Source organism: Croceicoccus gelatinilyticus (assembly GCF_018398395.1).
Classification (GTDB): Bacteria; Pseudomonadota; Alphaproteobacteria; order Sphingomonadales; family Sphingomonadaceae; genus Croceicoccus; species Croceicoccus gelatinilyticus.
On record NZ_JAHCBF010000005.1, the window covers coordinates 46,767 to 71,773 of the forward strand.

Here is a 25,007-nt window from a genome sequence, read left to right on the forward strand (position 1 = left end):
TTACTTCGGCCTGCGGATGCGCCGGAAAAGGCCCTTACGCTCGCTGATTGGTTCGAACATGTCTTCCGCACTTTCCGGATCGAGCAGTTCTTCGTCCGCCAGCGTCTTCTCGATGCCGTTGAGTTCGGGAATCTTGTAAAGCTGCAGCGCGCGGCCGGGTTGCGGATGGTTCTGGATCAGGGCGTGCATCGAACCATACTTGGCGAGCAGAGGCCCGATTTCGCTCTCCTCCAACCCGCAATGCTCTGCCAGCAGTGAATAGCGTAGGCGGCGGATCTTCTCGACTTCATCCTCATTTCCGAACCGCGTTGCATCGAGCAACAGGTCACACTCGGAATCGAGGCCAAGCGAGCGGTTGTTCATGTTCGCCGAACCGATCTTCAAAATCTCGTCATCGACGATCATCAGCTTCGCGTGGACGTAGATCGGATTCCCGCCAGTGGTGTGCGGAATGTAGACGCGAAATCGCTTCTTCGTGTCAGCCTGTCCGATGGCCTTCAGCAGCCGCGCACGCGCGGTGTCCATCGCCTGCTGCTCAAGCCAGCCTTCGGCTTCCTGCGGATTCACCAGGACGATCTCGGGGGGATCATCTTCTGCCATGCGTTCGGCAATCGCCTCGCCGATCTTGCGAGAGGCGAAATACTGGCTTTCGGCGTAAATGAACTTCTTTGCCCGCTTGATTAGCGAGATGAAAAGCGTCTCGATTTCGCGGATTTCATCGTAATCCTCGAAAGCTGCGCGTGTTCGCGAAACGCCGAGCATGATGTTATCGAAGCTGGGCTCCAGATCTTCCGGCCATACGCTGTGGGGCTGTTCCGGCACGCGGTCCAGGTCCTTGCCGCTGGCGATATTCCACCGCTTGCGCCCCAGATCGTCAAGCGCGCGAGCAACGTCCCCTTCGACCAGCATCGTCATGTCGTGCCACGGCATATAGATGCCGCCACCGGGTTCGCGGCGAAGGCGATTGTCGTCGAGGTGGTCTCGCGTGTCCCAACGGTCGGCCGTCATGTCGATCCCGCCGCACACGGCAAAACGATCGTCAACGATAACGATCTTCTGATGGTGGCTGCAGCCGACAGGATGGGCGGCGTCGAATTTGAAGTGAATGCGCTTGTGCTTGTACCAGCGCCATATGTCGGCGAGCATCCGTCCGCGGAAGAACATCTTCACCGCACCGAAATTCCATTTCAGCACGTAGATTTCCAGATCGGGATTGCGATTCGCCAGCCAGACAATGAAACGGCCAAGCCTGCGCGGCGGGCGGCTGCGGGGCAGTAGCTGCCACCACTTGCGGCCGCGGCCAAGGGCGATGCGCGTGTCGAAGTCCCATCCGATCAGGAAAATGCGCTTTTTCGCGCGCATCATGACGTCCTGCATCGTCAGGAAATAATCGGCCGCATCGACGATCACGCGGGCCCTGTCGGCATGCTCGAAACGCCAGACCCCGGGTTCGGCGCTCTTGGCGAAATCCGACCCGGGGCCCTCGTTCTCGATATCGGCCGGGACGTCCGGCTGGTCCGGACGAACCGTCTTGTCCGTCATGCTACCTCCTGGTGATGCGACCCGGCCTTCATGGCACTGAGCCGCATTTAGTCCTTGGCGTCTTCCATCTTTTCCGGCGTCACTTCCTGCTCGTCACATTCCGCGTCTTTGCGGCGCTGGAAGACCGAACGCATGTGGGCCAGATCGGCATCGGTGAGGTACTTTTCGAAGTCGGGAAAGTGATCTTCTTCCTCTTCTTCGATGTGATGTTCATAGCGGTGACGAAGATCCTTGAACTTCGACAGCCACGCGCTCGAGCTCATGTCGGTAGCGGCCAGATCGTTGAGCATCTCCTCGATCTCGTGGTGCTCAGCGACGGAGTGACGGGTCTCGCCCGTCGTTTCGGGCTTGCGCAGCATCGTCGAGTAGAGCGCCTGCTCTTCCGCGGCGGCGTGGCTCTTCACTTCGACAGTGAACTGCTCGAGCAGGTTCGAACGCTCGTCACTTGCGCCTTCGGTCTCGGCCATCTTTTTCAAAAGCTCACGATGCTTGTCGTGATCTTCCTTGAGACGGTCAAAAATGCCGGATGCGTCGGCCATGGCAATACTCCTGCGATAATTTGTGCGTTTGCAGGAATAACTGGATTTGGCGGGTGTAGTTCCGGCGGAAACGCGAATCGCGTGCGTCGTCGGCGCATCACCAAGGTCCAAAAGCACTTCGCCCCGCCTGCCGATGGGCAAGCGGGGCGATGTAATGGCGCGCCCGAAAGGATTCGAACCTCTGACCCCCAGATTCGTAGTCTGGTGCTCTATCCAGCTGAGCTACGGGCGCGCTGTGGAGCCGGCATTTAGGCGGGGGGTCCGGGCTTGGCAAGCCCCCAACGCAGGTTATTTTTCAAGAGTGTGAAATAATCTCTCGCTCTGCGGCTGGGACAGCAGAACACGGTCGAGCGGAGCAAGGTCCAGCGCCTCACACTCAGCCCTGTCGCACCAATCCACGCCCTCCCCCTCGATCGAGCGAGGCTCCCCGGACCAGGCCCGGCAAGTGTAAAAAAGAATTACAAGCCCGCCCATGGCCCCTGGCGGCGGCGGCCCTGTAACGAAAGATAACGGCTCCAGACACGCCGGATCGACGCTGATTCCCAGTTCTTCGGCCAGTTCGCGCACCAAAGCGCGCTCTGGCGATTCGCCATCGTCGACCTTTCCGCCCGGAAACTCCCACAGACCGCCGTGATGCTTGCCTATCGGACGGCGGTGCATAAGCACCCTGCCCGCCCCGTCTAAGAGTGCTGCTGCAACGACTAACATGGTTTCACACCTGTTTACGGGGACGGGGTGTCGGAAAGTTTTTCAATGCTGCCGGCGCTCTAAACCAAAATTTAAGAAGTGATGCCCATTCTCGGTGACGGACCACAGGAAGAGGCCCGAAACTAATGTTGAGCACCATCGCAAAATTTCGCGACGACGAAAACGGGGCGACGGCCATCGAATATGGCCTGATCGCTGCGCTCATCGGCATTGCGATGATGGTTGGGCTTAACGGCGTTGCGGGCGCAACTAACGGAATGTGGACCTATGTTGCCGACAGCGCAACTGAAGCAATGCAGAATTCCGGATAGGTTTACGCATTATTCAGGATTTGCACTTAGGCAAGTAAACGCTCGAAACAGGAACTGGGGGCACCGAAGTTAACTTCGCCAGAACTTGATGAGAGCCGGGTGAACGTAAGTAAATTTGAACCAGGAGACCTACCATGCAGTTTTTCAAGAACCTTCTCGCTGACGAATCCGGCGCAACCGCAATCGAATACGGCCTGATCGCCGCTCTCATCGCAGTTGCCTGCATCGCGACCCTGACCGCCGTTGGTTCGGAACTGAACGAAACGTTCGGCACGGTCCAGACGTCGCTCGAAACTGCGAACGACGCAGCCTAATAGACGGTTCTACCGTTCTTGAGCGAGCGGGCGGCAGGAAACTGCCGCCCGCTTTGCGTTTGGGGCCTGCATCGCTTGCAAGTCCCATTGAAAAAGGGCGCGACGGCAACAGCCATCGCGCCCTTTTTGCATTCTGCGATGATCAGTAGGTAACGATCTTCACTTTCTGACCAACTTGAAGCGAACTGTTGCTGTCCAGCGAGTTCAGTACAAGAAAGCGCTCCATCTTGTAATCGTCGTAGGCCATGCGGCTTGCCAGCGACGACAGGGTGTCGCCCGACCTGACAGTCACGACGTCGATCTTCCGCGCCTTTACCGCCGCAGCCTGGGTCGCATTGATGCGCTGCATGCTCGAATACATTGAATTGAACACGCCTGCATTACCGGCCTGCGTGATCGTAACGAAGTGGAAGGCCTGCGAGTTCGAAAATTCGTAGGCGAAAACCGTCACATCTACCGCGCCATTGCCCGAATTGACGCGGGCAGTACCGTAAGCCGCAGGGATGCCGTTTACAGTGGTACGTTCGATCGAAGACGGCGTGACCTGCTGCTGCCCATCGGTGAGCGCGTTGAACGCGTTCTGGAAATAGGTGTTCATATCCCCGTTGTACGAGCCAGCCGTCAGCTGCCCCTTACCCGACTGGCCGCTGATCGAGACCGCCCGCGTGCCGTTGACCATGAAATAGCCACTCGGGACGCTGAACTTGAAACGATAGACCGGGTGGATGAAGGTATCGCCGTCGACGACGCCCTGCTTGGGATCGTCACCGTACATCATGCCGTCGATCCGCGTCAGGAAGGTGTCCTTGTTCGTGACGCTACCCGGCAGGCCCTGCGCTTCGCTCAGAGCACGACTGACGCGGCTGGCCGGGTCGGGGTGGGTCGAGGCCCATTCAGGGACCTGATTCGACGAACCCATGCGCTGTGCATCCAATGCGTTCTGCGCGGCGAGGCTCTGCAGCACGGTTCCCATCGCACGGGGATCATAACCCGCATTCGAAAGGTAAGCGATGCCAAGGTCGTCGGCCTGGATTTCCTGACTGCGCGAATATTTCAGCGTCAGAAGCTGCGAACCCTGCATGGCCAGCTGTTGGCCAAGCTGACCAATCTGGCTGTTACCGAACAGAACACCCGAAAGTATGGCGCCCACAGCGCCGAGGATGGAATTCTGCTGCGCGGCCTGCTGGCGCTGCTGCGAGTGGCGGGCAGCCACGTGGCCAACTTCATGACCAAGAACGCCGGCCAGTTCCGCCTCGTTATCCATCAAGGCGACGAGTTCGCGGGTGGTGTAAATATAACCGCCGGGAATCGCGAAAGCGTTGTTCACCGGCGAATTGAGCAGCGTGACCGTATAGGCCGTGCGCGCATCGCCAAGGCCGGACTGCATCGCGATATTCTTGCCGACCTGCTCCACGTAGGCGGCCTGCGGGCCAGTGTAGGCGCCGCCGAATTCAGCAAGCAATTGGGGATGCGCTTCGGCGCCAAGCTGGCGCTCTTCCGCACTCATTTGCGGAGCCTGGCCGGGGACGACGGGAGTGGTCGACGTCGCAGCGCAACCGCCAAGAGCAAGCGCGAGCGCCCCTGCGGATGCGAGGGCGGCAAAACGACTGCGCCTGTTGTGATGATTCGTGTCGGACGGGATCGGCATCTTTGGCTCCTCGATCATAATAGATAAGGGGAGCCACCACCCCTACGACGGATGGCGAACGTCCCCTCGTTCGAGGATAAAAACCGGAGATGCCGGGGGTTTGTTCCCGAGCAGGTCGCGAGAAGGCTAGGCGAGAGACCCGATTTTCAGGAAGCGCTTGGCCCGGGCATCGCGCAATTTGTCTGCGCTCTTGCCGGAAAGAGCGCCGAGTTCCTTGGCAATCGCCTTGCCAAGCGATTTGGCCGCCGCAACCGGATCGCGATGGGCACCGCCCAACGGTTCAGGAACGATCGAATCGATCACGCCAAGCTGCTTCAGGTCCTGTGCGGTAACGCGCATCGCCTCTGCCGCGTCGGGGGCACGATCGGCCGTGCGCCACAGAATCGAGGCACAGCCTTCGGGGCTAATTACCGAATAAACGGCATTTTCCATCATCAACACGCGTTCCGCGCTGGCCAGAGCGACTGCGCCGCCCGAACCGCCCTCACCCACGATGGCCGCAACCATTGGCACCGGCAGGTTGAGGCAAGCCTCGGTCGCACGGGCGATGGCTTCGGCCTGTCCGCGTTCTTCGGCCTCGACGCCGGGGAATGCACCCGAAGTGTCGACCAACGTCACGACCGGAAGCCCGAACTTGCCAGCCATTTCCATAAGGCGGATCGCCTTGCGATAGCCCTCGGGTTTTCCCATGCCGAAATTGTGCTTGAGCCGGGACTGCGTGTCGTTGCCCTTTTCATGGCCGATCACCATGACTTTCACGCCTCCATCAGGCGTGTCGAGGGTCGCGAAGCCACCAAGGATCGCCTGATCGTCGGCAAAGGCGCGATCGCCGCCAAGCGGCACAAAATCGGTAAAGGCGTGTTCGATGTAGTCGCCAAAGTGCGGGCGCGAAGGGTGACGCGCGACCTGCGTCTTCTGCCAGGGCGTCAGTGACTTGTAGATCGTGGCGAGCTGCCCCTGCGCCTTCTTTTCGAGGCGAGCGACTTCGGCGTCGATATCGACGGCAACATCGTCCTGATCGGCGGCGGTGCGCAGCTCTGCAATGCGGCGCTCCAGCTCGGCCAGCGGCTTTTCGAATTCGAGATAACTGGTCATCGCACTTGCGCTAGTCGTCCTTCGCGGGCGGGGCAAGTGGGATAGGCGCACCTCTGCCCAGAGGATGCCGCGCATTCACCAGTTCGACGAGCCGCGCCGAATCGACATGAGTGTAGATCTGCGTGGTGGCTATATCCGCGTGGCCAAGCAGCGTCTGAAGCACGCGCAAGTCCGCCCCGCCCTCCAGCAAGTGCGTCGCAAAGGCATGGCGCAAGACGTGCGGGCTCACCGATTCGGGCGCGAGCCCCGCCCTGCCCGCAAGTTCACGCAGCATCTGGAACAGCCTGATGCGGCTGATGTGCTTGCCGCGCGAAGGGAAGACATAGCGCCCACCCTTGGGTCGCACCTCAAGCCAGCGGGACATCGCGGCCCGGGCGCGGCTCGACACCGGGACCATGCGTTGCTGCCCGCCCTTACCGGTGATGGTCAGCAGCGGAGCATCGCGCGGCACACTGTCCATCGTGAGCGAGACCAGTTCGGTTGCGCGCAAACCCGAGCCATAGAGCATTTCGAGCAGGGCGAGCATGCGGATGGCGTTGGGCTGGCCCATCTCCGCCTCTTCCTCTGCCAGCCTCAGCATCGCCAGCACCTGCTCCTTGCTCAGAAGGCGCGGCAAGGGGCGGCGAATGCGCGGGCGCGGCAGGGCATCGGACGGGTCATCGTCGCGATAGCCCTCGTCAATCAGGAACCCGAAATACTGGCGGATAGCGGAACAACGCCGCGCAAGACTGGACGGCGCCAGGTCTGCCCATGCCTTGCCCAGACCCGACAGATCGGACGGCTGCGCATCTGCTAGCAGCGGCACTTCCTGCTCCGCCGCCTCCAGATCGCGGCGATAGGCAGCAAGCGTGTTCGCCGCCGCCCCGCGTTCGGCGGCCAGCATTTCAAGAAAATCCTCGATGCCCGGCGCTTTCATCCGAGCCGCTCCGTCAGGCGCGCGTGACCGCTTCGGCCGCGATCATCCTCGCCTCTGCGCCGAGGCCTACTTCGTCAAGAGCCTTTACGATGTGATAGAGGTGAACCGGCGTCATCTGCGACCAGCTGTCACCCTGCATTCCCAGCGCCATGAGGTAAGTCACAAGCACCTGGTTGTTGCGCGAAGCAGCAAGGTCGATCGCGCGGGTCCAGCGGGTTTCGCGGCCAAGGTCGAAGCCAAGCACGCCCGAAAGCTCGTTCGACTTGGCTGGCGTCATGCGCCCAAGACCTGCGAGAGAAGCCACCAGGAACTGCGACCGGCGCTGCGACGTGCTGTCATCCTCGTCCATGAAGGCGCGGACCGCGCTTTCACTGACGATTTCGCTAAGCGCCGGGCTGCCGACCATCAAGACACCCCAGCCAAGGCTGCCGGTCTGGACGGTGCTGCCCCAGCGAACGGCATTGGCATCGAGCCCCGCGGCCATCATCGCGCCAATCAGCAAGCCTGCGTCCGCCTCGAAAGACGGGTCAGTCGGTAGGCGCGCTGCGGCATAGGCCGTCATGACAAGCCGCGTGTAGAACCGCTTCGAAAGGTCCTTCTCACCCCAGATATCGCGCATGGCGGCAAGACGCTCTTCAGGCTCACCGACATAGGCTTCGCGCAACAGAGACGCGCGTGCGGCTTCTTCGCCGCCAATTTCGGGATCGGAGTAAATCTGCGAATAGAGATCGATCAGCGCCGCGCTGGACAGCACACCTTCGCCCGCCGCCATCTCGGCACCGCGTGCACGCTGCACCAGCGGGACCGAGGGCGAGATCGCGGCAAGACGCTGATACGTGGCGCCGCCCGCATCGATCAGGCTTGCCGGAACTTCGGCGCCAGTCGCGGTCGCCAGCGCATAGCGCCAGACGGTCAGTTCATCGACATCGTCCCATTCCAGCGTCACTGCCCGGCGCGTGCGGCCGACAGAGCCGGCGTATTTCTGAGCCAGCAGCGAATCGATCTGCGTGCCCTCGCTGCGACGGCGCTGCTGCTCGATCCGATCCATGCCGCTGCTCTCGCCCGAAAACGAACTGCAGATGCCGCGCAGCAGTTCCCAGTCCCGATCTTCGCGGGCGCGGGCATGAAGGCGAACCATCGGACAGGCACCCGTGAAATCACCCGTCGAGACATAGGAATCGTAAGCGCTGGCAATCAGGGCCGGCGAATAGTCCGCCGTATCGACTTCCTGCACGACGGCGCGCGCAATCGGTGTCTCGCCCATGCGGTTGAGCAGGCCCGCGCGCAGGGCTGCAAATTCCACGCCCTCCATGCCATCGGGGGCGGCAAGCCTGCTGGCGAGTGCGCGGCGGGCAAGGATGTGACCCCAGCGCGAGACCAGCGGGCCCTTGGTACCTTCAAGGATGCGGCGAACGAACAGCGCCTTGTAATTGCCGAGCGAACCTTCACGCATCCCGCCTTCGGACGGGCCAAGAATACCGACAACGTCGGTCGACCGACGAGCCGCATCGGGGATATCGAACGTAGGCTTCAGACCGAGAATTTCGTCGATCTCGTCCGTGTCCATCTCCTCCAGCTCATCGAGGCTGGGAAGCCGTTCGAGCAAGCGGCGTGCAGCATCGGCACGCGAGGATGAGGCAGAAGCGGGAGCCGGTACGGAACTGTCCGGCACTTGCTGCACGACCGGCTGCGAAACGCTAGGCGCGGCTTGTCCGCTGTTCTGCGTGGAAGTCGGGGTCGGACGCGGCGCAGGAGCGGGCGTCGGCGCAGGGGCGGGATCGTCGAAGCCCGGCGGCAGGAGCGATTCAGGGCCGTCCTGCGCGGAAAGCGCAACTACGGGAGCAGCGGCCAGCAGCGCGGCAACGAACATCGTGCGCCGGGAAAAAGGAACGGCGTATTTAGCGGGGCGCTTCACTGGCCGTTCTCCGACCCGCCCGGTCCTTGCTGCACCGGCAATTCCTCCTCGATCCAGCGGGGCTCCTCGCGCCCGCCGTCGATATAGGCGTAGACGAGCAGGATCAGGATTGCGAGAGCAAGGATAAGGAATACGCCCTTGGTTCCGCGCATGAATTTCCTTCTCGACCTGCTTAGCTGCGTAAATTTCCCGCCAATTCCGCATCACTGACACGGGCATGGCGCTTGCGCGACCGCCTAGCGCAACTATAGGCGGGGCTGCAATGGACCAGAGTGACCCCATGCCCGGCAATTCGACCGGGAATGACAACGCATCGGCGCATGACGGCGCAGCGCTGCCCGATGCGCGCGCGTTGGCAGAGCTTTCGCGCAAGCTGGATCGCCCGGTCGTTCTCGTGGGCCTCATGGGAGTCGGTAAGTCGACCATTGGCCGCAAGCTGGCACAGGCGTTGGGCACTCGGTTCGTCGATGCCGACGACGCCATCGTCGAAGCGGCGCAGATGTCGATCCCCGAGATTTTCGAGAAATTCGGCGAGGCATACTTCCGCGACGGAGAGCGCCGCGTGATCGCCCGCATCATCGAGGATACGCATGGCCGGCCCGCCGTGATCGCCACCGGCGGCGGCGCTTTCGTCGATGCCGAGACGCGCGCGATGATCCTAGACAAGGCAATCGCAGTCTGGCTCGACGGTGATCTCGACGTGCTGGTCGAACGGGTCAGCCGCAAGAACACGCGCCCCCTGCTGATCGGCAAGGACCCCCGCGAGGTGCTTTCGCAACTGATGGAAGTGCGCCGCCCTGCCTATTCGCAGGCGCATATCCGCGCGGTAAGCGATGCAGGGCCGCAAACGGCAAGCGTGGCGCGCATCCTTGCCGCGCTGGAGGAATACGAGGGATGAGCGACATGCGCACGATCGACGTCGAACTCGCCGGACGGCCCTATGAAGTGCGCGTCGGGCCGGGCCTGCTGGAGCGACTTGGCGCGCAATGCGGGTCGATGCTGCGCAAGGCGACCGTTCCCGTCATCACCGACGCCCATGTCGCCTCGCTCTATCGAGGCAAGGTCGATGCAGCGCTTGCCGCCGTCGGCAAGGAAGCGCGCTGGCTGGTCCTGCCCGCGGGCGAGCAGACCAAGAGCTGGGCGCACCTGGCCCATGTCATCGATTTCCTTCTGGCCGAGGGTGTCGACCGGAACGACCGTATCGTTGCGCTAGGCGGCGGGGTCATTGGTGACCTTACCGGTTTTGCCGCCGCGATCCTGAAGCGCGGCTGCGGCTTCGTGCAGGTGCCGACAACGCTTCTGGCGCAAGTCGACTCCAGCGTCGGCGGCAAGACCGCGATCAACGTGCCGATGGGCAAGAACCTCGTTGGCGCGTTCCATCAGCCTGCGCTGGTGCTGGCCGATACCGATGTCCTGTCCACCCTGCCGCCGCGCGAACTGCGTGCAGGCTATGCCGAAGTCGTCAAATACGGGCTGATCGACGATGCCGACTTCTTCACATGGTGCGAGGCGAACGGCCCAGCCCTGCTGGGCGGCGACGCCGATGCCCGGATCGAGGCGGTAAGCCGTTCGGTCGCAGCAAAGGCGCGCGTCGTCGCCGCGGACGAGCGCGAGACGACCGGCACCCGCGCCCTGCTCAACCTAGGCCATACGTTCGGCCACGCGCTTGAGGCAGAGACCGGCTATTCCAGCGATCTCCTGCACGGTGAGGCGGTGGCCATCGGCATGGTCCTCGCCGCCCGCTATTCGGTGCGGCGCGGATTGATGGCGCAGCACGAGGCAGACCGGATCGCGGCGCACTTCAAGGCTTGCGACATGAAAGCCGAAGTTTCGGAACTCGGCCTTGAATGCGGCGGACAGAAGCTGGCCGACCACATGCTGCACGACAAGAAGATGGACGCTGGCACCCTGCCCTTCCTGCTGATGCGCGGGATCGGGCAGACGTTCCTCGCCAAGGATGTCGAGATCGGCGACGTCTCCGAATTTCTGGACGGCGAACTCAGGTCTCACCACCTGGCTGATTGACGGGGCCGAGCACGGTCAGACTATCGCATGGCCCGTCGGCAAGGACCGAAAGGCTGCCATCCGATTCCAGCACGACGGCTGCGATATCCTCATAGCGTCCGTGACCTTCCTTGCGGATTTCTGCGATCACTTCGTCACGGGTGAAACGCTCGTTCACGAGGGCCTCGTCGAGGAATTTTCCATCTCGCAGAAGCAGCTTCGGCTCGCTACGCACGAACTTGGCGAACCGCTGCCAGTGGGCCGAGGTTTTCGAAACGATGAACTGCAACAGCAGCAACGCGGCGAAGGCAAAAATCCCCTCAAGGATCTTCGCGCTTTTTGAAAGAACGGTGCTCGCAAGTATCGAGCCCAAAGCAACGGTGACGATGAAGTCAAACGCATTGAGCTTCGACAGCGAGCGTTTGCCGTTAATACGCAGGATGAGAATGACGGCAGTATAGGCCATGGCCGTTGCCGCGAGGATGCGCAGAAATGCGTCTAGCGAACCAAAGAACATGTCCCACCTACGCTCGGCAGGCTTGTTGGGTCCGGATCAGCTTGCCGGCACGAGGTCGATCGCTTCAAAATCGGCGAGCATGGCGTCGTGAAGCAGCGAGCGATGGCACTTGGCCGCATCGCCGCAGAAACAGAGAAGCGCGACGCGCTTGCGGGACGCCAGATCGCGCAGTTCCGCCGCGGCGGCAAGCGCTTCGGGCAGTTCGAGCTGGCCGGAATAGACGCTCTCCAACTCCTCGCGGTCACCCTTGCGCGCAGCCTCGCGCCCTTCCTTTGGCGTGCCCAGCGCCTTGAAGTGGCGGTACTCCATGCCCGCTTCTTGCGCGGCACCAGCAAGAGCAGTCTTCGAAAAGCCCGGCCTGCGTGAAAGCGGCAGGGCGCGGACATCGGCCAGAACCTCGACCCCGGCTCCGACCAGAGCATCGATCACTGCCGGAACCGTCGCCTGTTCATAGCCGATGGTCCAGACGCGCTTCATCAGAACAGGCGCGATCCGTTTGGCACGGCCTTGTCGGGCGCGAACAGCGTGACCTCACCCGCCTCATCAGCGAAGCCCAGCGTCAGGACCTCGGACATGATCGGGCCGATCTGCCGCGGCGGGAAATTCACGACCGCCGCGACCTGCCTTCCGACGAGTTCGTCACAGGCATAGTTGGCGACGATTTGCGCGCTCGACTTCCTGGTGCCGATGGTCGGCCCGAAATCGATCTGCAGGATGTAGGCAGGCTTGCGAGCTTTCTCGAAAGGCTCTGCGGCAACCACCGTGCCGACCCGGATGTCGATCTTCAGAAACGTGTCGAAGTCGGTCGGGTCGGCAGCGGGGGCCGTATGGTCGTGGAGTAAGTGCATTTACTCCAGTTCGAGGATAATCGCGTCGACCGCAAGGCTGTCGCCGGCCTTGGCGTTGACTTTGGCGACCACGCCTGCCTTTTCGGCGCGCAGGATGTTTTCCATCTTCATCGCCTCGATCACGGCGAGCGGCTGGCCCGGCTGGACCTCGTCGCCTTCTGCCACGTTCAGCGACACGAGCAGGCCCGGCATCGGACAGACGAGGAACTTGCTCATGTCCGGCGGGATCTTTTCGATCATGTGCTTGTCGTACTTCGCCATGCGGGTCGGCAGGACACGAAGAACGTGCTTTGCGCCGCGCGTGGTGAATTCGAAGCCTGCAGGCACGGGCTTGATCTGGACGATCAGCTGTTCACCACCTTCGCCTTCCTCGTCGCTGTCAAAGACCGCGGCAACAGTGCGCTGGCCGGGCGTGTATTCCATCGCCAGATCAACCGTTTCGCCATCGACCGAAATCTCGTCACCCGACAATTCGGCGTTGTGGAACTCACCGTCGATCTTGACGCTCCATTTCGCAGGCGGGCGCAGGCGGTTGCCAAGCTGGCCGTCGATGCGGCGTGCACGGTCGGCGTAGGCCGCCGCGACGAATGCCCCGATTGCGGCAAGACGCGTGCGCAGCTTGCGACCGGCAGGCGCACCTTCGAAGCCTTCGGGGTACTCCTCGGCGATGAAGCCGGTGGTCAGTTCGCCGGAACGGAAGCGCGGGTGCTGCATGATCGCCGAGAGGAAATCGATGTTGTGGCCCAGCCCTTCGATCTCGAACGCGTCGAGCGCCTTGATCTGCAGGTCCGCGGCCTCATCGCGCGTCGGTGCCCAGGTCACGAGCTTGGCGATCATCGGGTCGTAGAACATCGAGACTTCGCCGCCTTCCATGACGCCGTCGTCGACGCGGATGCCGCCGTTGCCTTCTTCAACGCCGCGGATGCCGCCCTTCCAGCCCGGGACCGGCGGATCGTAACGGACGAGGCGGCCCGTCGAGGGCAGGAAGCCGCGATAGGGGTCTTCGGCGTAGACGCGGTTTTCGATGGCCCAACCGTCGATCTTCACGTCTTCCTGTTTGATTTTCAGTTCGCCGCCAGCGGCAACCTTGATCATCTGTTCGACGAGGTCGACGCCGGTGATCGCTTCGGTGACCGGATGCTCGACCTGCAGGCGGGTGTTCATTTCGAGGAAGTAGAACGACTGCCCGGTCTTGTCCGCGCCCGACACGATCAGTTCGACCGTGCCCGCGCTGTAGTAACCGACCGCCTTGGCAAGAGCGACGCACTGCTCGCCCATTGCCTTGCGCATTTCGGGGGTCACGAAGGGCGACGGCGCCTCTTCCACAACCTTCTGGTGGCGACGCTGGATGGAGCATTCACGCTCGTTCAGGTAGATCGTGTTGCCGTGCTTGTCGCCAAGGATCTGGATCTCGATGTGGCGCGGGTTCTCGATGAACTTCTCAATGAAGACGCGGTCGTCGCCAAAGGAATTGAGCCCTTCGCGCTTCGTCGCTTCAAAGCCTTCGCGCACGTCCTTTTCGGAATAGGCAAGGCGCATGCCCTTGCCGCCGCCGCCGGCGCTGGCCTTCATCATGACCGGATAGCCGATGTCGTTCGAAATCTCGACCGCGTGATCGGTGTCGCGGATTTCGCCGACGAAGCCGGGAACGACGTTCACACCCGCTTCCTTGGCGAGCTTCTTCGATTCGATCTTGTCGCCCATCGCGGCGATTGCCTTCACCGGGGGGCCGATGAACTCGATACCCGCTTCGGCCAGCGCCTCTGCGAAGGACGTGCGTTCGGACAGGAAGCCGTAACCGGGGTGAACCGCTTCGGCGCCGGTCTGCTTGCAGGCGTCGATGATCTTTTCCGCGATCAGGTAGGATTCGGCAGCAGGCGCCGGGCCGATGTGGACAGCTTCGTCAGCCATCTGCACGAAGGGCGCGCGGGCGTCGGCGTCCGAATAGACGGCGACCGTCTGGATGCCCATGCGACGCGCGCTCTTGATGACGCGGCATGCGATTTCGCCGCGGTTGGCGATCAGGATCTTCTTGAACATCAGGCTGCTTCTTCCCTGGGACCGGGTTTGGATTGATCGAGGCGGCGGTCGGCATAGCCGGCCAGCGCCGCTGCGTAGTGTGGAGCGGCGCGGCGGTCGCCCTCGCCCTCCATGAAACCTTCGATGGACTGCGCGATGCGCGCGACGCCTGCGTCGGACAGCGTGCCGAGCGGCGCGACGTGGACGCCGATGGTAAAGACGATGGCGCCCGACTTGGGCAGCTTGCGCAGCGTCTCGCGCTCACACCGTACGAACAGACGCTCGCCAGCATTATCGGCAGTGACGCCCGCGAACCGCTCTTCCGGTGTGTCGGAGGGCAGATAGCGCCAGTTGCCGTTCGCCATGACGAAGGCGTTGGTACGCCCGAAGATGTGCGGTGCGCGCAGGCCATCCATGAACTTGTCGACCGCAGTCGCGAGCTGATCGGCATAGCCGTCGATCGGCTCGTGCACGGCCAGCATTGGCTTTCCGATCTTCTCGTCGAGATGCCAGTCGGTCGGAAAGGCAACCGCCGCGCCGGTCAGCACCCAGCGACCCGCATCATCGCGCGTCAGGAGGCAGAAATCCTCCCAATGCGTGCGGCCAATCTGCTCGAGCCCGCCTTCGATGCCGAGCATGGCGGCCAGTTCGGCCTCCGCCTCGCGCGCCTCGTCCATGACGATCACGGCATCGGGGTTGGCATCGAAAGCCTCGCCGCGCGGTGCCAGATCGGGCGCATCGGCCAACCACTCGCTTTCCGGCAGACGCACGAGCCCCATGCGCAGCGGGCCGGACACCCGTGCGCTGGGAAGCAGCGTCTCTACCGAAAAACCGAGTGACATGGGGTGAGCCTTACTCCGCCGCTTCGTCCAGATCGGACGGCGGCATGTTGTGGCCCAGCAGGCGCAGCACATCGGCAGCGGCCTCGACCACGTTGGAGCCCGGACCATAAATGCCCTGGACGCCCGCATCGCGCAGGAACTGGTAGTCGCTGGGCGGAATGACGCCGCCTGCGGTCACCTTGATGTCCGCACGTCCCGCTTCCTTCAGCAACTGGATCAGCTCGGGGATGAGCGTCTTGTGCCCAGCGGCCAGCGACGAAGCACCGATGAGGTCCACGCCGTTATCCAACGCCATGTCGCGCGTTTCGGCAGGGGTCTGGAAGAGCGGGCCGGAGACCACCTCGAAACCCATGTCTGCAAAGGCCGAAGCGATGACGTTCGCACCGCGATCGTGGCCGTCCTGGCCCATCTTGGCGATCATCACCTTGGGCTTGCGACCAAGACGGCGGCTGACGGCATCGACGCCATCAACCACGGCCTGATAGCGATCGTCACCCGCATAGGCAGCGCCGTACACACCCTTCACCGGGCGCGGCATCGTGTCGTAGCGACCGAACGCGCTCTCCATCGCGTCCGAAATTTCGCCAAGGCTGGCGCGTTCGCGAGCTGCATCGACGGCAAGAGCAAGGAGATTGCCATTGCCCTTTGCGCCTTCGCGAAGCGCGGCAAGTGCAGCCTGGCATTTCGCCTCGTCGCGGTTGGCGCGCATCTTTTCGAGCCGGGCAATCTGGGCCTGGCGGACAGCGGTGTTATCAATGTCCAGCGTCTCGATCGGGTCTTCGTCCTTGAGGCGGAACTTATTGACGCCGACGATGACGTCATCGCCCTTGTCGACGCGGGCCTGACGACCAGCGGCAGCTTCCTCGATCATCGCCTTGGGCCAACCGGCGGCGACCGCCTTGGCCATGCCGCCTTCGTTCTCGACACGCTCGATGATCGACCATGCCTCATCGACCAGCGACTTGGTCAGCGCCTCGACGTAGTAGGAGCCGCCGAGCGGGTCGACCACGTTGGTCATGCCCGTTTCTTCCTGGATCACGATCTGCGTATTGCGCGCGATGCGAGCCGAGAAGTCGGTGGGAAGCGCGATGGCTTCGTCGAGAGCATTGGTGTGCAGCGACTGCGTCCCGCCCAGCATCGCGGCCATTGCTTCGATCGTGGTGCGCATGACGTTGTTGTAGGGGTCCTGCTCGGTCAGCGAGACACCGCTCGTCTGGCAGTGCGTGCGCAGCATCTTCGAACGTTCGGATTGCGCGCCAAGCTGCGTCATCGCGCGATGCCACAGCGTACGGGCCGCGCGCAGCTTCGCGATTTCCATGAAGAAGTTCATGCCGATGGCGAAGAAGAACGACAGGCGGCCAGCGAACTTGTCGATGTCGAGGCCGCTGGCCACGCCGTACTTCACGTATTCCATGCCGTCGGCGATGGTGAAGGCCAGTTCCTGCACCTGCGTCGCGCCGGCTTCCTGCATGTGGTAGCCGGAAATCGAAATGCTGTTGAATTTCGGCATGTTGTCCGCGGTATATGCGAAGATGTCCGAAATGATCCGCATGCTGGGTTCGGGCGGATAGATGTAGGTGTTGCGGACCATGAACTCCTTCAGGATGTCGTTCTGAATGGTCCCGGTCAGCTGGTCGGGCGAAACGCCCTGTTCCTCTGCCGCGATGATGTAGAAGGCAAGGCACGGGATGACCGCGCCGTTCATCGTCATCGACACGCTCATCTGGTCAAGTGGGATCTGGTCGAAGAGGATCTTCATGTCCTCGACGCTGTCGATCGCAACACCCGCCTTGCCGACGTCGCCAACAACGCGCGGGTGGTCGGAGTCGTACCCGCGGTGCGTCGCAAGGTCGAAGGCGACCGAGAGGCCCTTCTGGCCCGCGGCAAGATTGCGGCGATAGAAGGCGTTCGATTCCTCAGCCGTCGAGAAGCCCGCGTACTGACGGATCGTCCAGGGACGGCCCGCATACATCGATGCCTTCACGCCGCGCGTGAACGGCGCGAACCCGGGAAGGCCCGGATCCCAGCCTTCGACGTCTGCTTCGGTGTAGAGCGGCTTTACGTCGATGCCCTCCGGCGTGTGCCAGGTAAGGTCACGGCCCTTCACTTCCTTGTCGGCAAGGGCTTCCCAGTCTTTGACGGTCTTGTCGGTCATGTCCGGTCCTTGGTGGGCCTCAGCGGCCCTTGAATTCTGGTGAACGTTTTTCAAGGAAGGCGGTCACCGCCTCCTTGCAATCGTCGGTGTTGCCTGCGCGGCCCTGCGCCATCATTTCAAGGTCCAGAGCCTCGGTATAGCTGGCGTTTTGCGCGGCTCGCACGGTCTTGCGAATTTCGGCGTAAGAACGGGTCGGCCCATCGGCGAGAAGCTTTGCCAGTTCCAGCGCGCTCGCCATCAGGTCTTCATCGGGCACGACCTTGTAGATCATCCCCCAGTCCAGCGCCTGTTGCGCCGGAATGCGTTCCGCCAGCATCAGGGCCTGCATCGCACGTGCCTGCCCGACAAGGCGCGGCATCAGCCAGCTTGCCCCGGCATCGAGCGCAAGCCCGACTTTCGGAAACGCGAAGAAGAAGAAGGCATTTTCGCCCGCGATCGTGAAATCGGCGCTGAGCGCGAGCGGCGCGCCTGCACCAGCGGCCGCTCCGTTGACCGCGCTGATCACCGGCATGTCGAGTTCGGCAATGCGGCGCAGCATCGGGTTTACAGAATCGCGCAGCCCTTCCTCGACCAGTTCGCCGAAGCTTTTGTCGCTGCTGCCAAGACTCAGGTCGCCGCCCGAACAGAAGCCCTTGCCCGCGCCTGCGATAATCAGCGCCCGGGCATCACCGATACCGTCCAGCGCCGCGTTCATGTCGTCAGCCATGTCCCAGGACAGCGCGTTGCGCGTCGCCGGATCGTCCAGCGTCAGGATCGCGACGTTGCCGTCGTGTTCAAGCCGTGCCTTACCCGTAGCCATCAGTGCGCCGCCCCTTCCTTGGGCGTCTCCATGATCTCGGTCAGCATGCCCATCATATCCTTGGGATGGACGAAGAAGATCGGCGTGCCGTGGGCCCCGATACGCGTCGGGCCAAGGATACGCTTGCCCACGCCTTCGAAGTACTCACGCGCCGCAGCGATGTCGGGGACTTCGAAACAAACGTGATGCTGCCCACCCAGCGGGTTCTTCGCGATGAAGCCCGCGACAGGCGAATTCTCGTCCAGCGGCGATAGAAGCTCGACCTGCGTGCCTTCGGTGCCGTCATGGCCCGGCGTGTTCACGAAGCAGACCTTGACGCCCTGTTCCGGCAGATCGAACGGTTCGGTGATCACTTCTGCCCCCATGACGTCGCGATAGTGGGCAATGGCGGTATCCATGTCGGGCACGGCGTACCCGAGGTGGTTCATTCGTCCCAGTTTCATTCAGCCTCTCCGAATACCGGCTCGATCGTCATCTCGCTTTTTAGCGAGTTCGCGATGATGCAGGACTTGTGCGCCCTGTGATGAAGTTGGTCCAGTTCCTCGGCGGTCGGGACCTTGTCGCCCACGAATGTAGCACATGGGCGCATGACGATGGTGGAAACCCACGGATCGCCATCCTCGTTCTTCTCGACGTGACCGACGGGGTTATCCTCATAGGCGTCGATCGAAAAACCCGCCTTTGCCGCATAGGCAAGGAAGTAGAGCATGTGGCAGCTCGCGGCAGAGGCTAGCAGGGCTTCCTCCGGATCGACCGCACTTTCATCGATCAATGCGGGCGGAAGATAACCGGGCGCGGCGCACCCGGGCACGACCGCACCGCCATCGAAATGCCACTCATGACGGCGGTTGTAGCGGTTGGTCGTAAAAACCTCGCCCTCGCCGATTTCCCAGCGGACGGTTGCCTTGTATTCACCCATGGCGGTGTCCTCAGAGCGGGATGTTGTCGTGCTTCTTCCACGGGTTCGCCAGCTCCTTGTTGCGGAGCTTGCGCAGGCCCAGCGCGATGCGCTTGCGAGTGGAGTGCGGCATGATGACCTCGTCGATGAAGCCCTTGCTTGCCGCGACGAACGGATTGGCAAAGCGGTCTTCGTATTCCTTGGTCTTTTCCGCGATCTTTTCCGGATTGTCGCGATCCTGGCGGAAGATGATCTCCACCGCACCCTTCGCACCCATCACGGCGATCTCGGCGGTCGGCCATGCGTAGTTGAGATCGCCGCGAAGATGCTTCGACGCCATGACGTCATAGGCACCGCCATATGCCTTGCGGGTGATGACGGTGATCTTCGGAACGGTCGCCTCGGCATAAGCGAAGAGCAGCTTCGCGCCGTGCTTGATGATGCCGTTATGCTCTTGCGCGGTGCCCGGCAGGAAGCCCGGCACGTCGACCAGCGTGACAATCGGAATGTTGAAGGCATCGCAGAAACGCACGAAGCGCGCGGCCTTCTTGGAACTATCGATGTCGAGCACGCCGGCCAGCACCATCGGCTGGTTCGCGACGACGCCGACAGTGCGCCCTTCGACACGGCCGAAACCGCAGATGATGTTCGCGGCGTGCTTGGGCTGAATCTCGAAGAACTCACCCTCGTCCACCGTCTTACGAATGACTTCGTGCATGTCGTAAGGCTGGTTGGCCGAAGCCGGGATAATCGTGTCGAGGCTTTCTTCAAGGCGGTCCCACGGATCGTTCGTCGGACGCTCAGGCACGTCTTCGCGGTTCGAGGCGGGCAGGAAGTCCATGAAATCGCGTGCCTGAAGCAAGGCGACGATGTCGTTTTCGCAGGCAAGATCGGCAACGCCGGACTTCACGGTGTGCGTCGATGCACCGCCGAGTTCTTCCTGCGTTACGACCTCATTCGTCACGGTCTTCACGACCTCGGGGCCCGTCACGAACATGTATGAGCTGTCTTCGACCATGAAGATGAAGTCGGTCATCGAGGGGGAATAGACCGCGCCGCCAGCGCAAGGCCCCATGATGAGCGAAAGCTGCGGGATCACGCCCGAGGCCATCACGTTGCGCTGGAACACTTCGGCATAACCGCCGAGCGAGGCCACGCCTTCCTGAATGCGGGCACCGCCCGAATCGTTGAGACCGATGACCGGTGCGCCGACTTTCATCGCGGCGTCCATCACCTTGCAGATCTTTTCCGCGTGACGTTCCGACAGCGAACCGCCGAACACGGTGAAGTCCTGACTGAAGACATAGACGAGCCGGCCGTTGATCGTGCCGGAACCCGTAACGACGCCGTCACCCGGAATATGCTGTTCCGCCATGCCGAAATCGACACAGTTGTGTTCGACGTACATGTCGATTTCTTCGAAGCTGTCTTCGTCCAGCAGCACTTCGAGGCGTTCGCGCGCGGTCAGGCGACCCTTGGCGTGCTGGGCATCGATGCGCTTTTGACCGCCGCCCAGCTTGGCTGCGGCGCGGCGACGTTCGACTTCGGCGATATTGGCGGACATCCGGTCGGCTCCCTTCGGGCCGCGAGTGCGGCCTAACGTGACGAACTGCGCCTATCCTGTCCTTGGGCGGGCAAGTCCAATGCAAATTTGCAAAATCAGGTGAAGAGGTTTTGCAAAACTTCGCAAGACCGTTAAGGCGTTCTGGTCATGAGCAAACCACATCGCATCTTCGCTGGCCAGTCCGTACGTGCCCTGCGCGAACGTCACGGCATGAAGCAGGCGGAGATGGCGAAAGCGCTGTCGATCTCGGTTTCCTATCTTTCGCAGATCGAAAACGACGATCGCCCGCTGACTGCACCGATCCTTGCAACGCTCACCCGCCGCTTTGGCATGGAGCGCGACGAGATTGGCGGGGAAAGCTCCGACGCGCGCGCCGAAGCGCTGCTGCAGGCGGCATCCGACCCGATCTTCACCGAACCGCTGGACGAAGCGCTGGCCACCCGCGCAGTGCGCCAGTTGCCGCATCTGGCCGAACGGTTCGTCTCGCTTCACCGCGCCTATCGCGATGCAGGGGAGCGGTTGCAGATCCTTGATGAAGCGCTTGGCGCGGGCACCGACAGCGCGGCGCGCCTGCCGTGGGAGGAGGTGCGCGACTGGTTCCACGACGCCGGAAATTACATCGACACCCTGGACCGCGCCGCCCAGCAGCTTGCAGCACGGCTGTCTGGCGATGCTCCCTCACCCGGCACTTACGCCTTGGAGCGGTTCGGTCAAAACGCGCTGGGTCTCGGCGTGGTCGAGGGCGACGGCAGCGCGCTTCGCAAGCTGGAGGAAGGCCGCATCGTCCTCGACAGCGCACAGCCGCCAGAAACGCGCCGCTTTCAGCTGGCGCACCAGATCGTCGCAATTGCGCTGGAGAGCGAGATCGGAAGCGTCGTCGATGCATCGGGGCTAGCCACGCAAGCGGCTCGGCAGCTTCTCGCTGTGGGCCTTGCGAACTACACGGCAGGCGCACTGCTCATGCCTTATACCGCCTTTCGCGAAGCAGCGCTGGAAGAACGGCACGACATCGACCGCTTGACCCGCCGCTTCTCGGTCAGCTTCGAACAGGCCTGTCACCGCCTCTCAACGCTGCAACGCCCGGACGAGCGCGGCATTCCGTTCTTCTTCTGCCGCGTCGACATGGCGGGCAACATAACCAAGCGGCACTCTGCCACACGCCTGCAATTCGCCCGGTTCGGCGGGGCCTGCCCTTTGTGGATCGTGCACGAGGCCGTCGCCATTCCCGACCGCATCCTGACCCAGTTGGCCGAAATGCCGGACGGTGTTCGCTATGTCTCGATGGCAAAAGGCCTCGTGAAACCGTCAGGCAGTTTCGCGCGACCGCCGCGCCGTTACGCCGTGGCGCTGGGGTGCGAGGCGGAACATGCGGAAAGCTTTATCTATGCGGACGGGCTGGACCTTGCCGCACGTTCGGCCGCGACACCGATCGGCACCAGTTGCCGCATATGCCCGCGCGAAAACTGCGACCAGCGCGCATTCCCGCCCGGCGACCGCACGATCGTGGTCGACCGGAACGAGCGCGGGGTCGTCCCTTACTCTATCGGTTGAGGTGGCTCAGGCCGCGCCGAAGATACCGACGGCAGCTTCGGCCCAGATCAGCATCACGGTAAGTAGCAAGATTCCGATTCCGGCAATCCGAAACGTTTGCGCATTGATCCGGCGCATGATCCATTCGACGCCAAGGCCAAGCCCGCCCAAAAGCACGGCGGCGAACAGGAAGTCGCCGGGGCCCCAGTTCACTTCGGGGCTGAACTGCATGGCAATTGCCGGTAGCAATAGCAGCGCGCCAATGACGCTCCACATCAAGGTGCGGGGAAGTCCGTGCAGGGGATCGCTTCGCTGTCCGGCGAAAGAGTTCATGTGGGGGCACTCCTCTTGAACCGGATCATCGTACCACGCCGCGCGAGAGGCAACCCCTTTTTGGCAAAGGCTTAGGTAACGACCGCCTCAAGGATCGCAATCGTACCGGCGTCAGCATCTATTTCGACTTCCACGCCCAAGGGAATGCTGAGCTGGTCACGGATATGGCCGATATTGGCACCAAGGAATGCCGGAATGCCCAGCGGCTCGACCCACTGTCGCACGACGTCAGGCACCGTAAATCCGGCGTAGTCCGGCTCGTCAGTTGCGCAGCGCGTGCACTGGCCGAATACGACACCGGACAGCTTGCCCAGCATGCCCGAGAGCGAGAGCTGGCTCAGCATCCTGTCGATGCGGTACTCGGCCTCTCCGATATCCTCCAGAAACAGGATCGCCCCATCGAAGACAGGCAGCCATGGCGTTCCGACAAGCGCCGTCAACACGGTCAGGTTGCCGCCCAGCATTTTGCCGCGCGCCTTGCCGCCGGTGATCGTCTCAAACGGGATCGGCAAATCCGCCCTCGCCCCGCCAAGGATCGGGGCAGACCCGGCAAAGGCCAGCCACCAGAAACTTTCCCAGCTTTGCCTTAGCCAACTGCTCGCCATGTTTGGCGCGCTGATCGTCGGGTATCCGGCCTTCGCGGCGAACGCCATATGAAGTCCGGTCACGTCGCTGAAGCCGACCAGAAGCTTTGGATTACGCCGGATCAGGTCCCAATCCAGCAGCGAAAGGATGCGCGCCGAACCCCAGCCCCCACGAACCGCAAAGACAGCGCGAATTTCGTCGTCCGCGAACATCGCGTTGATATCGGAGGCACGCTGCTCGTCCGTCCCGGCAAGATAGCCGAACCGCTCACCAACGTGATCCCCAATGCGCGGGACGAGCCCCATGCCTTCCACGGTATGACGGACCCGCGCCAGTGCATCGGGACCGGATGTATAACCCGCCGGTTCGACAAGACCGACAACATCCCCTTCGCGAAGCCTTGGCGGCTTGCGGACCGGTTTGCGGGCAGCGACCGGCGCGGGAGAGAGCGCCAGTCCCGTGGCCGCGCCCAATCCTGCCAGTGCCGCCCGCCGTGTCGTCAACGCATTAACACCAGTTCCTCGGCCATGCTGGGATGCAGGGCCACGGTGTTGTCGAAATCCTGCTTGGTCAGACCGGCCTTCACCGCGATGGCAGCGGCCTGCAGGATTTCAGGGGCTTCGGGCCCGATCATGTGCAGGCCCAGCACCTTCTCGGTCGGGACTTCGACGATCAACTTGTAAAGCCCCCGCTCCTGCCGCCGCGCGAAGATGTTTTTCATCGCCCGGAAATCGGAGGAATAGACCTTGATATTGCCATAAGTATTGCGGGCCTCACCCTCGGTCATCCCCACGCTGGCGAGCGGCGGCTGAGAGAATACGGCACTCGGCACGCAGTCGTAATCCACTGTCGTCGGCTTGTCGCCAAACACGGTATCGGCAAATGCCTGTCCCTCGCGAATGGCGATCGGGGTCAACTGGATGCGATCGGTTACGTCGCCGACCGCGTAGATGCTGTCGCAACTCGTCTTCGAAAATTCGTCGACCGGGATTTCGCCCTTCTCGCCCAGCTCGATCCCGGCGTTCTCCAGACCCAGCCCGTCGGTCTTGGGGCGGCGCCCCGTCGCGACGAGTACCTGGTCGGCAACGAGGACATCCTGCCCCTCCAGATGAACGTCGAAGGCGCCATCGTCGCGCTTCTCGACTTTCTGGAACGGGCAATGGAACTTGTACTCGATCCCGCGGCTCATCGTGATCTGCAAAAGGCGGTCGCGAAGGCTCTCGTCATAACCACGCAGAATGACCGCCGAACGGTTCACGACCGTCACGTGGCAGCCCAGCGCGTTAAGGATTCCGGCGAATTCGAGCGCGATGTAACCTGCACCGGCGATCACCACCCGCTTGGGCAGTTCGTCGAGGTGAAAGACCTCGTTCGAAGTGATGCAGTGCTCTGAACCTTCGAACTCGGGAACGAAGGGCCAGCCGCCGACCGCGACCAGTATGTATTTTGCGCTGATTTCCCGGCCCGATGCCAGCTTCACGGTATTGCTGCCGTTAACCACGGCACGCTCCATGATCCGCTCTACACCGTGGCTTTCGAGTGTTTTTTCGTAAAGACTGTTCAACCTGTCGACGTCGCCCAGCACGTGATCACGCAGGCGATTCCAGTCAAATTTCGGATTTTCGAACGACCATCCGTAATTTTCTGCATCTTCGAGGTCTTCTGCAAAGTGGCTGCCATAGACGAGCAGCTTCTTCGGGACACAGCCGCGAATGACGCAGGTTCCCCCGATCCTGTACTCTTCCGCGATGGCGACCTTTGCACCGTGCGAGGCCGCGACACGGGCCGCGCGAACGCCTCCGGAGCCTGCACCAATTACGAAAAGGTCGTAGTCAAAGTCTGCCATGAGGTCTCCTGGTCCGAACCGGCCACACACATAGGAACGCTGTGCCGGATCGCAAATGCCTTAACGCGCGAAGGGCTTC

26 protein-coding genes and 1 tRNA gene are annotated in these 25,007 nt (G+C 62.3%); 5 read left to right on the forward strand and 22 right to left on the reverse strand.

Annotation, left to right across the window (positions count from 1 at the left end):
• The 4 genes from KIH45_RS11555 to KIH45_RS11570 form a co-directional block, all read right to left on the reverse strand.
• On the reverse strand, window positions 1-1,542 hold the full coding sequence (locus tag KIH45_RS11555) for a phospholipase D-like domain-containing protein (protein ID WP_213176164.1): 1,542 nt from the start codon (window positions 1,540-1,542) through the stop codon (window positions 1-3).
• A 47-nt stretch (window positions 1,543-1,589) separates the two neighbouring features.
• Window positions 1,590-2,081 (reverse strand): hemerythrin domain-containing protein, encoded by a 492-nt coding sequence (locus KIH45_RS11560; protein WP_213176165.1) that lies wholly within the window; start codon window positions 2,079-2,081, stop codon window positions 1,590-1,592.
• 155 nt (window positions 2,082-2,236) lie between these two features.
• Window positions 2,237-2,313: transfer RNA gene (locus KIH45_RS11565), tRNA-Arg, on the reverse strand.
• Window positions 2,314-2,369: 56 nt separating this feature from the next.
• Window positions 2,370-2,789 (reverse strand): (deoxy)nucleoside triphosphate pyrophosphohydrolase, encoded by a 420-nt coding sequence (locus tag KIH45_RS11570; RefSeq protein WP_213176166.1) that lies wholly within the window; start codon window positions 2,787-2,789, stop codon window positions 2,370-2,372.
• 125 nt (window positions 2,790-2,914) lie between these two features.
• Between KIH45_RS11570 and KIH45_RS11575 the strand changes: the two genes are divergently transcribed.
• Both KIH45_RS11575 and KIH45_RS11580 read left to right on the forward strand, forming a co-directional pair.
• Window positions 2,915-3,100: a Flp family type IVb pilin gene (locus tag KIH45_RS11575; protein WP_213176167.1), complete on the forward strand. Its 186-nt coding sequence runs from the start codon at window positions 2,915-2,917 to the stop codon at window positions 3,098-3,100.
• Window positions 3,101-3,234: 134 nt separating this feature from the next.
• Entirely contained in the window at window positions 3,235-3,414 is a 180-nt protein-coding gene (locus KIH45_RS11580) for a Flp family type IVb pilin (protein ID WP_213176168.1), read from the forward strand.
• Between the two features lie 142 nt (window positions 3,415-3,556).
• Here KIH45_RS11580 and KIH45_RS11585 read toward each other — a convergent pair whose 3' ends face one another.
• The 5 genes from KIH45_RS11585 to KIH45_RS11605 all read right to left on the reverse strand — a co-directional run bounded on the left by KIH45_RS11585 (window position 3,557) and on the right by KIH45_RS11605 (window position 9,140).
• Window positions 3,557-5,062, reverse strand: a complete 1,506-nt coding sequence (locus KIH45_RS11585; RefSeq protein WP_213176169.1) for a M48 family metalloprotease — start codon at window positions 5,060-5,062, stop codon at window positions 3,557-3,559.
• Window positions 5,063-5,188: 126 nt separating this feature from the next.
• Window positions 5,189-6,157 (reverse strand): acetyl-CoA carboxylase carboxyltransferase subunit alpha, encoded by a 969-nt coding sequence (locus KIH45_RS11590; protein WP_213176170.1) that lies wholly within the window; start codon window positions 6,155-6,157, stop codon window positions 5,189-5,191.
• Window positions 6,158-6,167: 10 nt separating this feature from the next.
• Complete coding sequence (locus KIH45_RS11595; RefSeq protein ID WP_213176171.1) at window positions 6,168-7,073, reverse strand: tyrosine recombinase; 906 nt, start codon at window positions 7,071-7,073, stop codon at window positions 6,168-6,170.
• Window positions 7,074-7,086: 13 nt separating this feature from the next.
• On the reverse strand, window positions 7,087-8,988 hold the full coding sequence (locus tag KIH45_RS11600; protein WP_337925472.1) for a hypothetical protein: 1,902 nt from the start codon (window positions 8,986-8,988) through the stop codon (window positions 7,087-7,089).
• A complete protein-coding gene (locus KIH45_RS11605; RefSeq protein WP_213176172.1) occupies window positions 8,985-9,140 on the reverse strand; it encodes a hypothetical protein in 156 nt (51 codons plus the stop codon). The genes KIH45_RS11600 and KIH45_RS11605 overlap by 4 nt, the downstream gene beginning before the upstream one ends.
• Before the next feature lie 110 nt (window positions 9,141-9,250).
• Here KIH45_RS11605 and KIH45_RS11610 point away from each other — a divergent pair, with 110 nt between their 5' ends.
• Together KIH45_RS11610 and aroB are read left to right on the forward strand one after the other, a co-directional pair.
• Window positions 9,251-9,886, forward strand: coding sequence for a shikimate kinase (locus KIH45_RS11610; protein ID WP_225899878.1), 636 nt, complete (start codon window positions 9,251-9,253; stop codon window positions 9,884-9,886).
• Window positions 9,887-9,891: 5 nt separating this feature from the next.
• The gene (gene aroB, locus KIH45_RS11615; RefSeq protein WP_213176470.1) at window positions 9,892-11,013 is read left to right on the forward strand and encodes a 3-dehydroquinate synthase; all 1,122 of its coding nucleotides are present in this window, start codon (window positions 9,892-9,894) and stop codon (window positions 11,011-11,013) included.
• On the opposite strand, the gene KIH45_RS11620 is transcribed toward aroB, so the two are convergent.
• The 10 genes from KIH45_RS11620 to KIH45_RS11665 form a co-directional block, all read right to left on the reverse strand.
• Window positions 10,988-11,458, reverse strand: coding sequence for a DUF421 domain-containing protein (locus tag KIH45_RS11620; protein WP_225899879.1), 471 nt, complete (start codon window positions 11,456-11,458; stop codon window positions 10,988-10,990). The genes aroB and KIH45_RS11620 overlap by 26 nt on opposite strands.
• Window positions 11,459-11,545: 87 nt before the next feature.
• Window positions 11,546-11,986, reverse strand: a complete 441-nt coding sequence (locus tag KIH45_RS11625) for a DUF488 domain-containing protein (RefSeq protein ID WP_213176174.1) — start codon at window positions 11,984-11,986, stop codon at window positions 11,546-11,548.
• Window positions 11,986-12,357, reverse strand: coding sequence for a tRNA-binding protein (locus KIH45_RS11630; RefSeq protein ID WP_213176175.1), 372 nt, complete (start codon window positions 12,355-12,357; stop codon window positions 11,986-11,988). The genes KIH45_RS11625 and KIH45_RS11630 overlap by 1 nt, the downstream gene beginning before the upstream one ends.
• Window positions 12,358-14,397, reverse strand: a complete 2,040-nt coding sequence (locus KIH45_RS11635; RefSeq protein ID WP_213176176.1) for an acetyl-CoA carboxylase biotin carboxylase subunit — start codon at window positions 14,395-14,397, stop codon at window positions 12,358-12,360.
• Window positions 14,397-15,218 carry a heme-dependent oxidative N-demethylase subunit alpha family protein gene (locus tag KIH45_RS11640; RefSeq protein ID WP_213176177.1) on the reverse strand — a complete coding sequence of 274 codons (822 nt, stop codon included), beginning with the start codon at window positions 15,216-15,218 and terminating at the stop codon, window positions 14,397-14,399. The genes KIH45_RS11635 and KIH45_RS11640 overlap by 1 nt, the downstream gene beginning before the upstream one ends.
• Before the next feature lie 10 nt (window positions 15,219-15,228).
• Window positions 15,229-17,373, reverse strand: a complete 2,145-nt coding sequence (gene scpA / locus KIH45_RS11645) for a methylmalonyl-CoA mutase (protein ID WP_213176178.1) — start codon at window positions 17,371-17,373, stop codon at window positions 15,229-15,231.
• A 19-nt stretch (window positions 17,374-17,392) separates the two neighbouring features.
• Window positions 17,393-18,172: an enoyl-CoA hydratase-related protein gene (locus KIH45_RS11650; RefSeq protein ID WP_213176179.1), complete on the reverse strand. Its 780-nt coding sequence runs from the start codon at window positions 18,170-18,172 to the stop codon at window positions 17,393-17,395.
• Window positions 18,172-18,615 carry a methylmalonyl-CoA epimerase gene (mce, locus tag KIH45_RS11655; protein ID WP_213176180.1) on the reverse strand — a complete coding sequence of 148 codons (444 nt, stop codon included), beginning with the start codon at window positions 18,613-18,615 and terminating at the stop codon, window positions 18,172-18,174. The genes KIH45_RS11650 and mce overlap by 1 nt, the downstream gene beginning before the upstream one ends.
• Window positions 18,612-19,091, reverse strand: a complete 480-nt coding sequence (locus tag KIH45_RS11660; RefSeq protein ID WP_213176181.1) for an OsmC family protein — start codon at window positions 19,089-19,091, stop codon at window positions 18,612-18,614. The genes mce and KIH45_RS11660 overlap by 4 nt, the downstream gene beginning before the upstream one ends.
• A gap of 10 nt (window positions 19,092-19,101) precedes the next feature.
• Window positions 19,102-20,634, reverse strand: a complete 1,533-nt coding sequence (locus KIH45_RS11665) for an acyl-CoA carboxylase subunit beta (protein WP_213176182.1) — start codon at window positions 20,632-20,634, stop codon at window positions 19,102-19,104.
• Between the two features lie 147 nt (window positions 20,635-20,781).
• Here KIH45_RS11665 and KIH45_RS11670 point away from each other — a divergent pair, with 147 nt between their 5' ends.
• The gene (locus KIH45_RS11670) at window positions 20,782-22,185 is read left to right on the forward strand and encodes a helix-turn-helix domain-containing protein (protein WP_213176183.1); all 1,404 of its coding nucleotides are present in this window, start codon (window positions 20,782-20,784) and stop codon (window positions 22,183-22,185) included.
• 6 nt (window positions 22,186-22,191) lie between these two features.
• Here the strand turns inward: KIH45_RS11670 and KIH45_RS11675 are convergent, their stop codons facing one another.
• From KIH45_RS11675 to gor, 3 genes are all read right to left on the reverse strand, one after another.
• On the reverse strand, window positions 22,192-22,497 hold the full coding sequence (locus KIH45_RS11675; protein WP_213176184.1) for a hypothetical protein: 306 nt from the start codon (window positions 22,495-22,497) through the stop codon (window positions 22,192-22,194).
• Window positions 22,498-22,568: 71 nt separating this feature from the next.
• Window positions 22,569-23,585, reverse strand: a complete 1,017-nt coding sequence (locus KIH45_RS11680; RefSeq protein ID WP_213176185.1) for a S66 peptidase family protein — start codon at window positions 23,583-23,585, stop codon at window positions 22,569-22,571.
• Window positions 23,582-24,928, reverse strand: a complete 1,347-nt coding sequence (gene gor / locus KIH45_RS11685) for a glutathione-disulfide reductase (RefSeq protein WP_213176186.1) — start codon at window positions 24,926-24,928, stop codon at window positions 23,582-23,584. Before gor ends, KIH45_RS11680 begins: the two co-directional genes overlap by 4 nt.
• Between the last annotated feature and the right edge of the window lie 79 nt (window positions 24,929-25,007).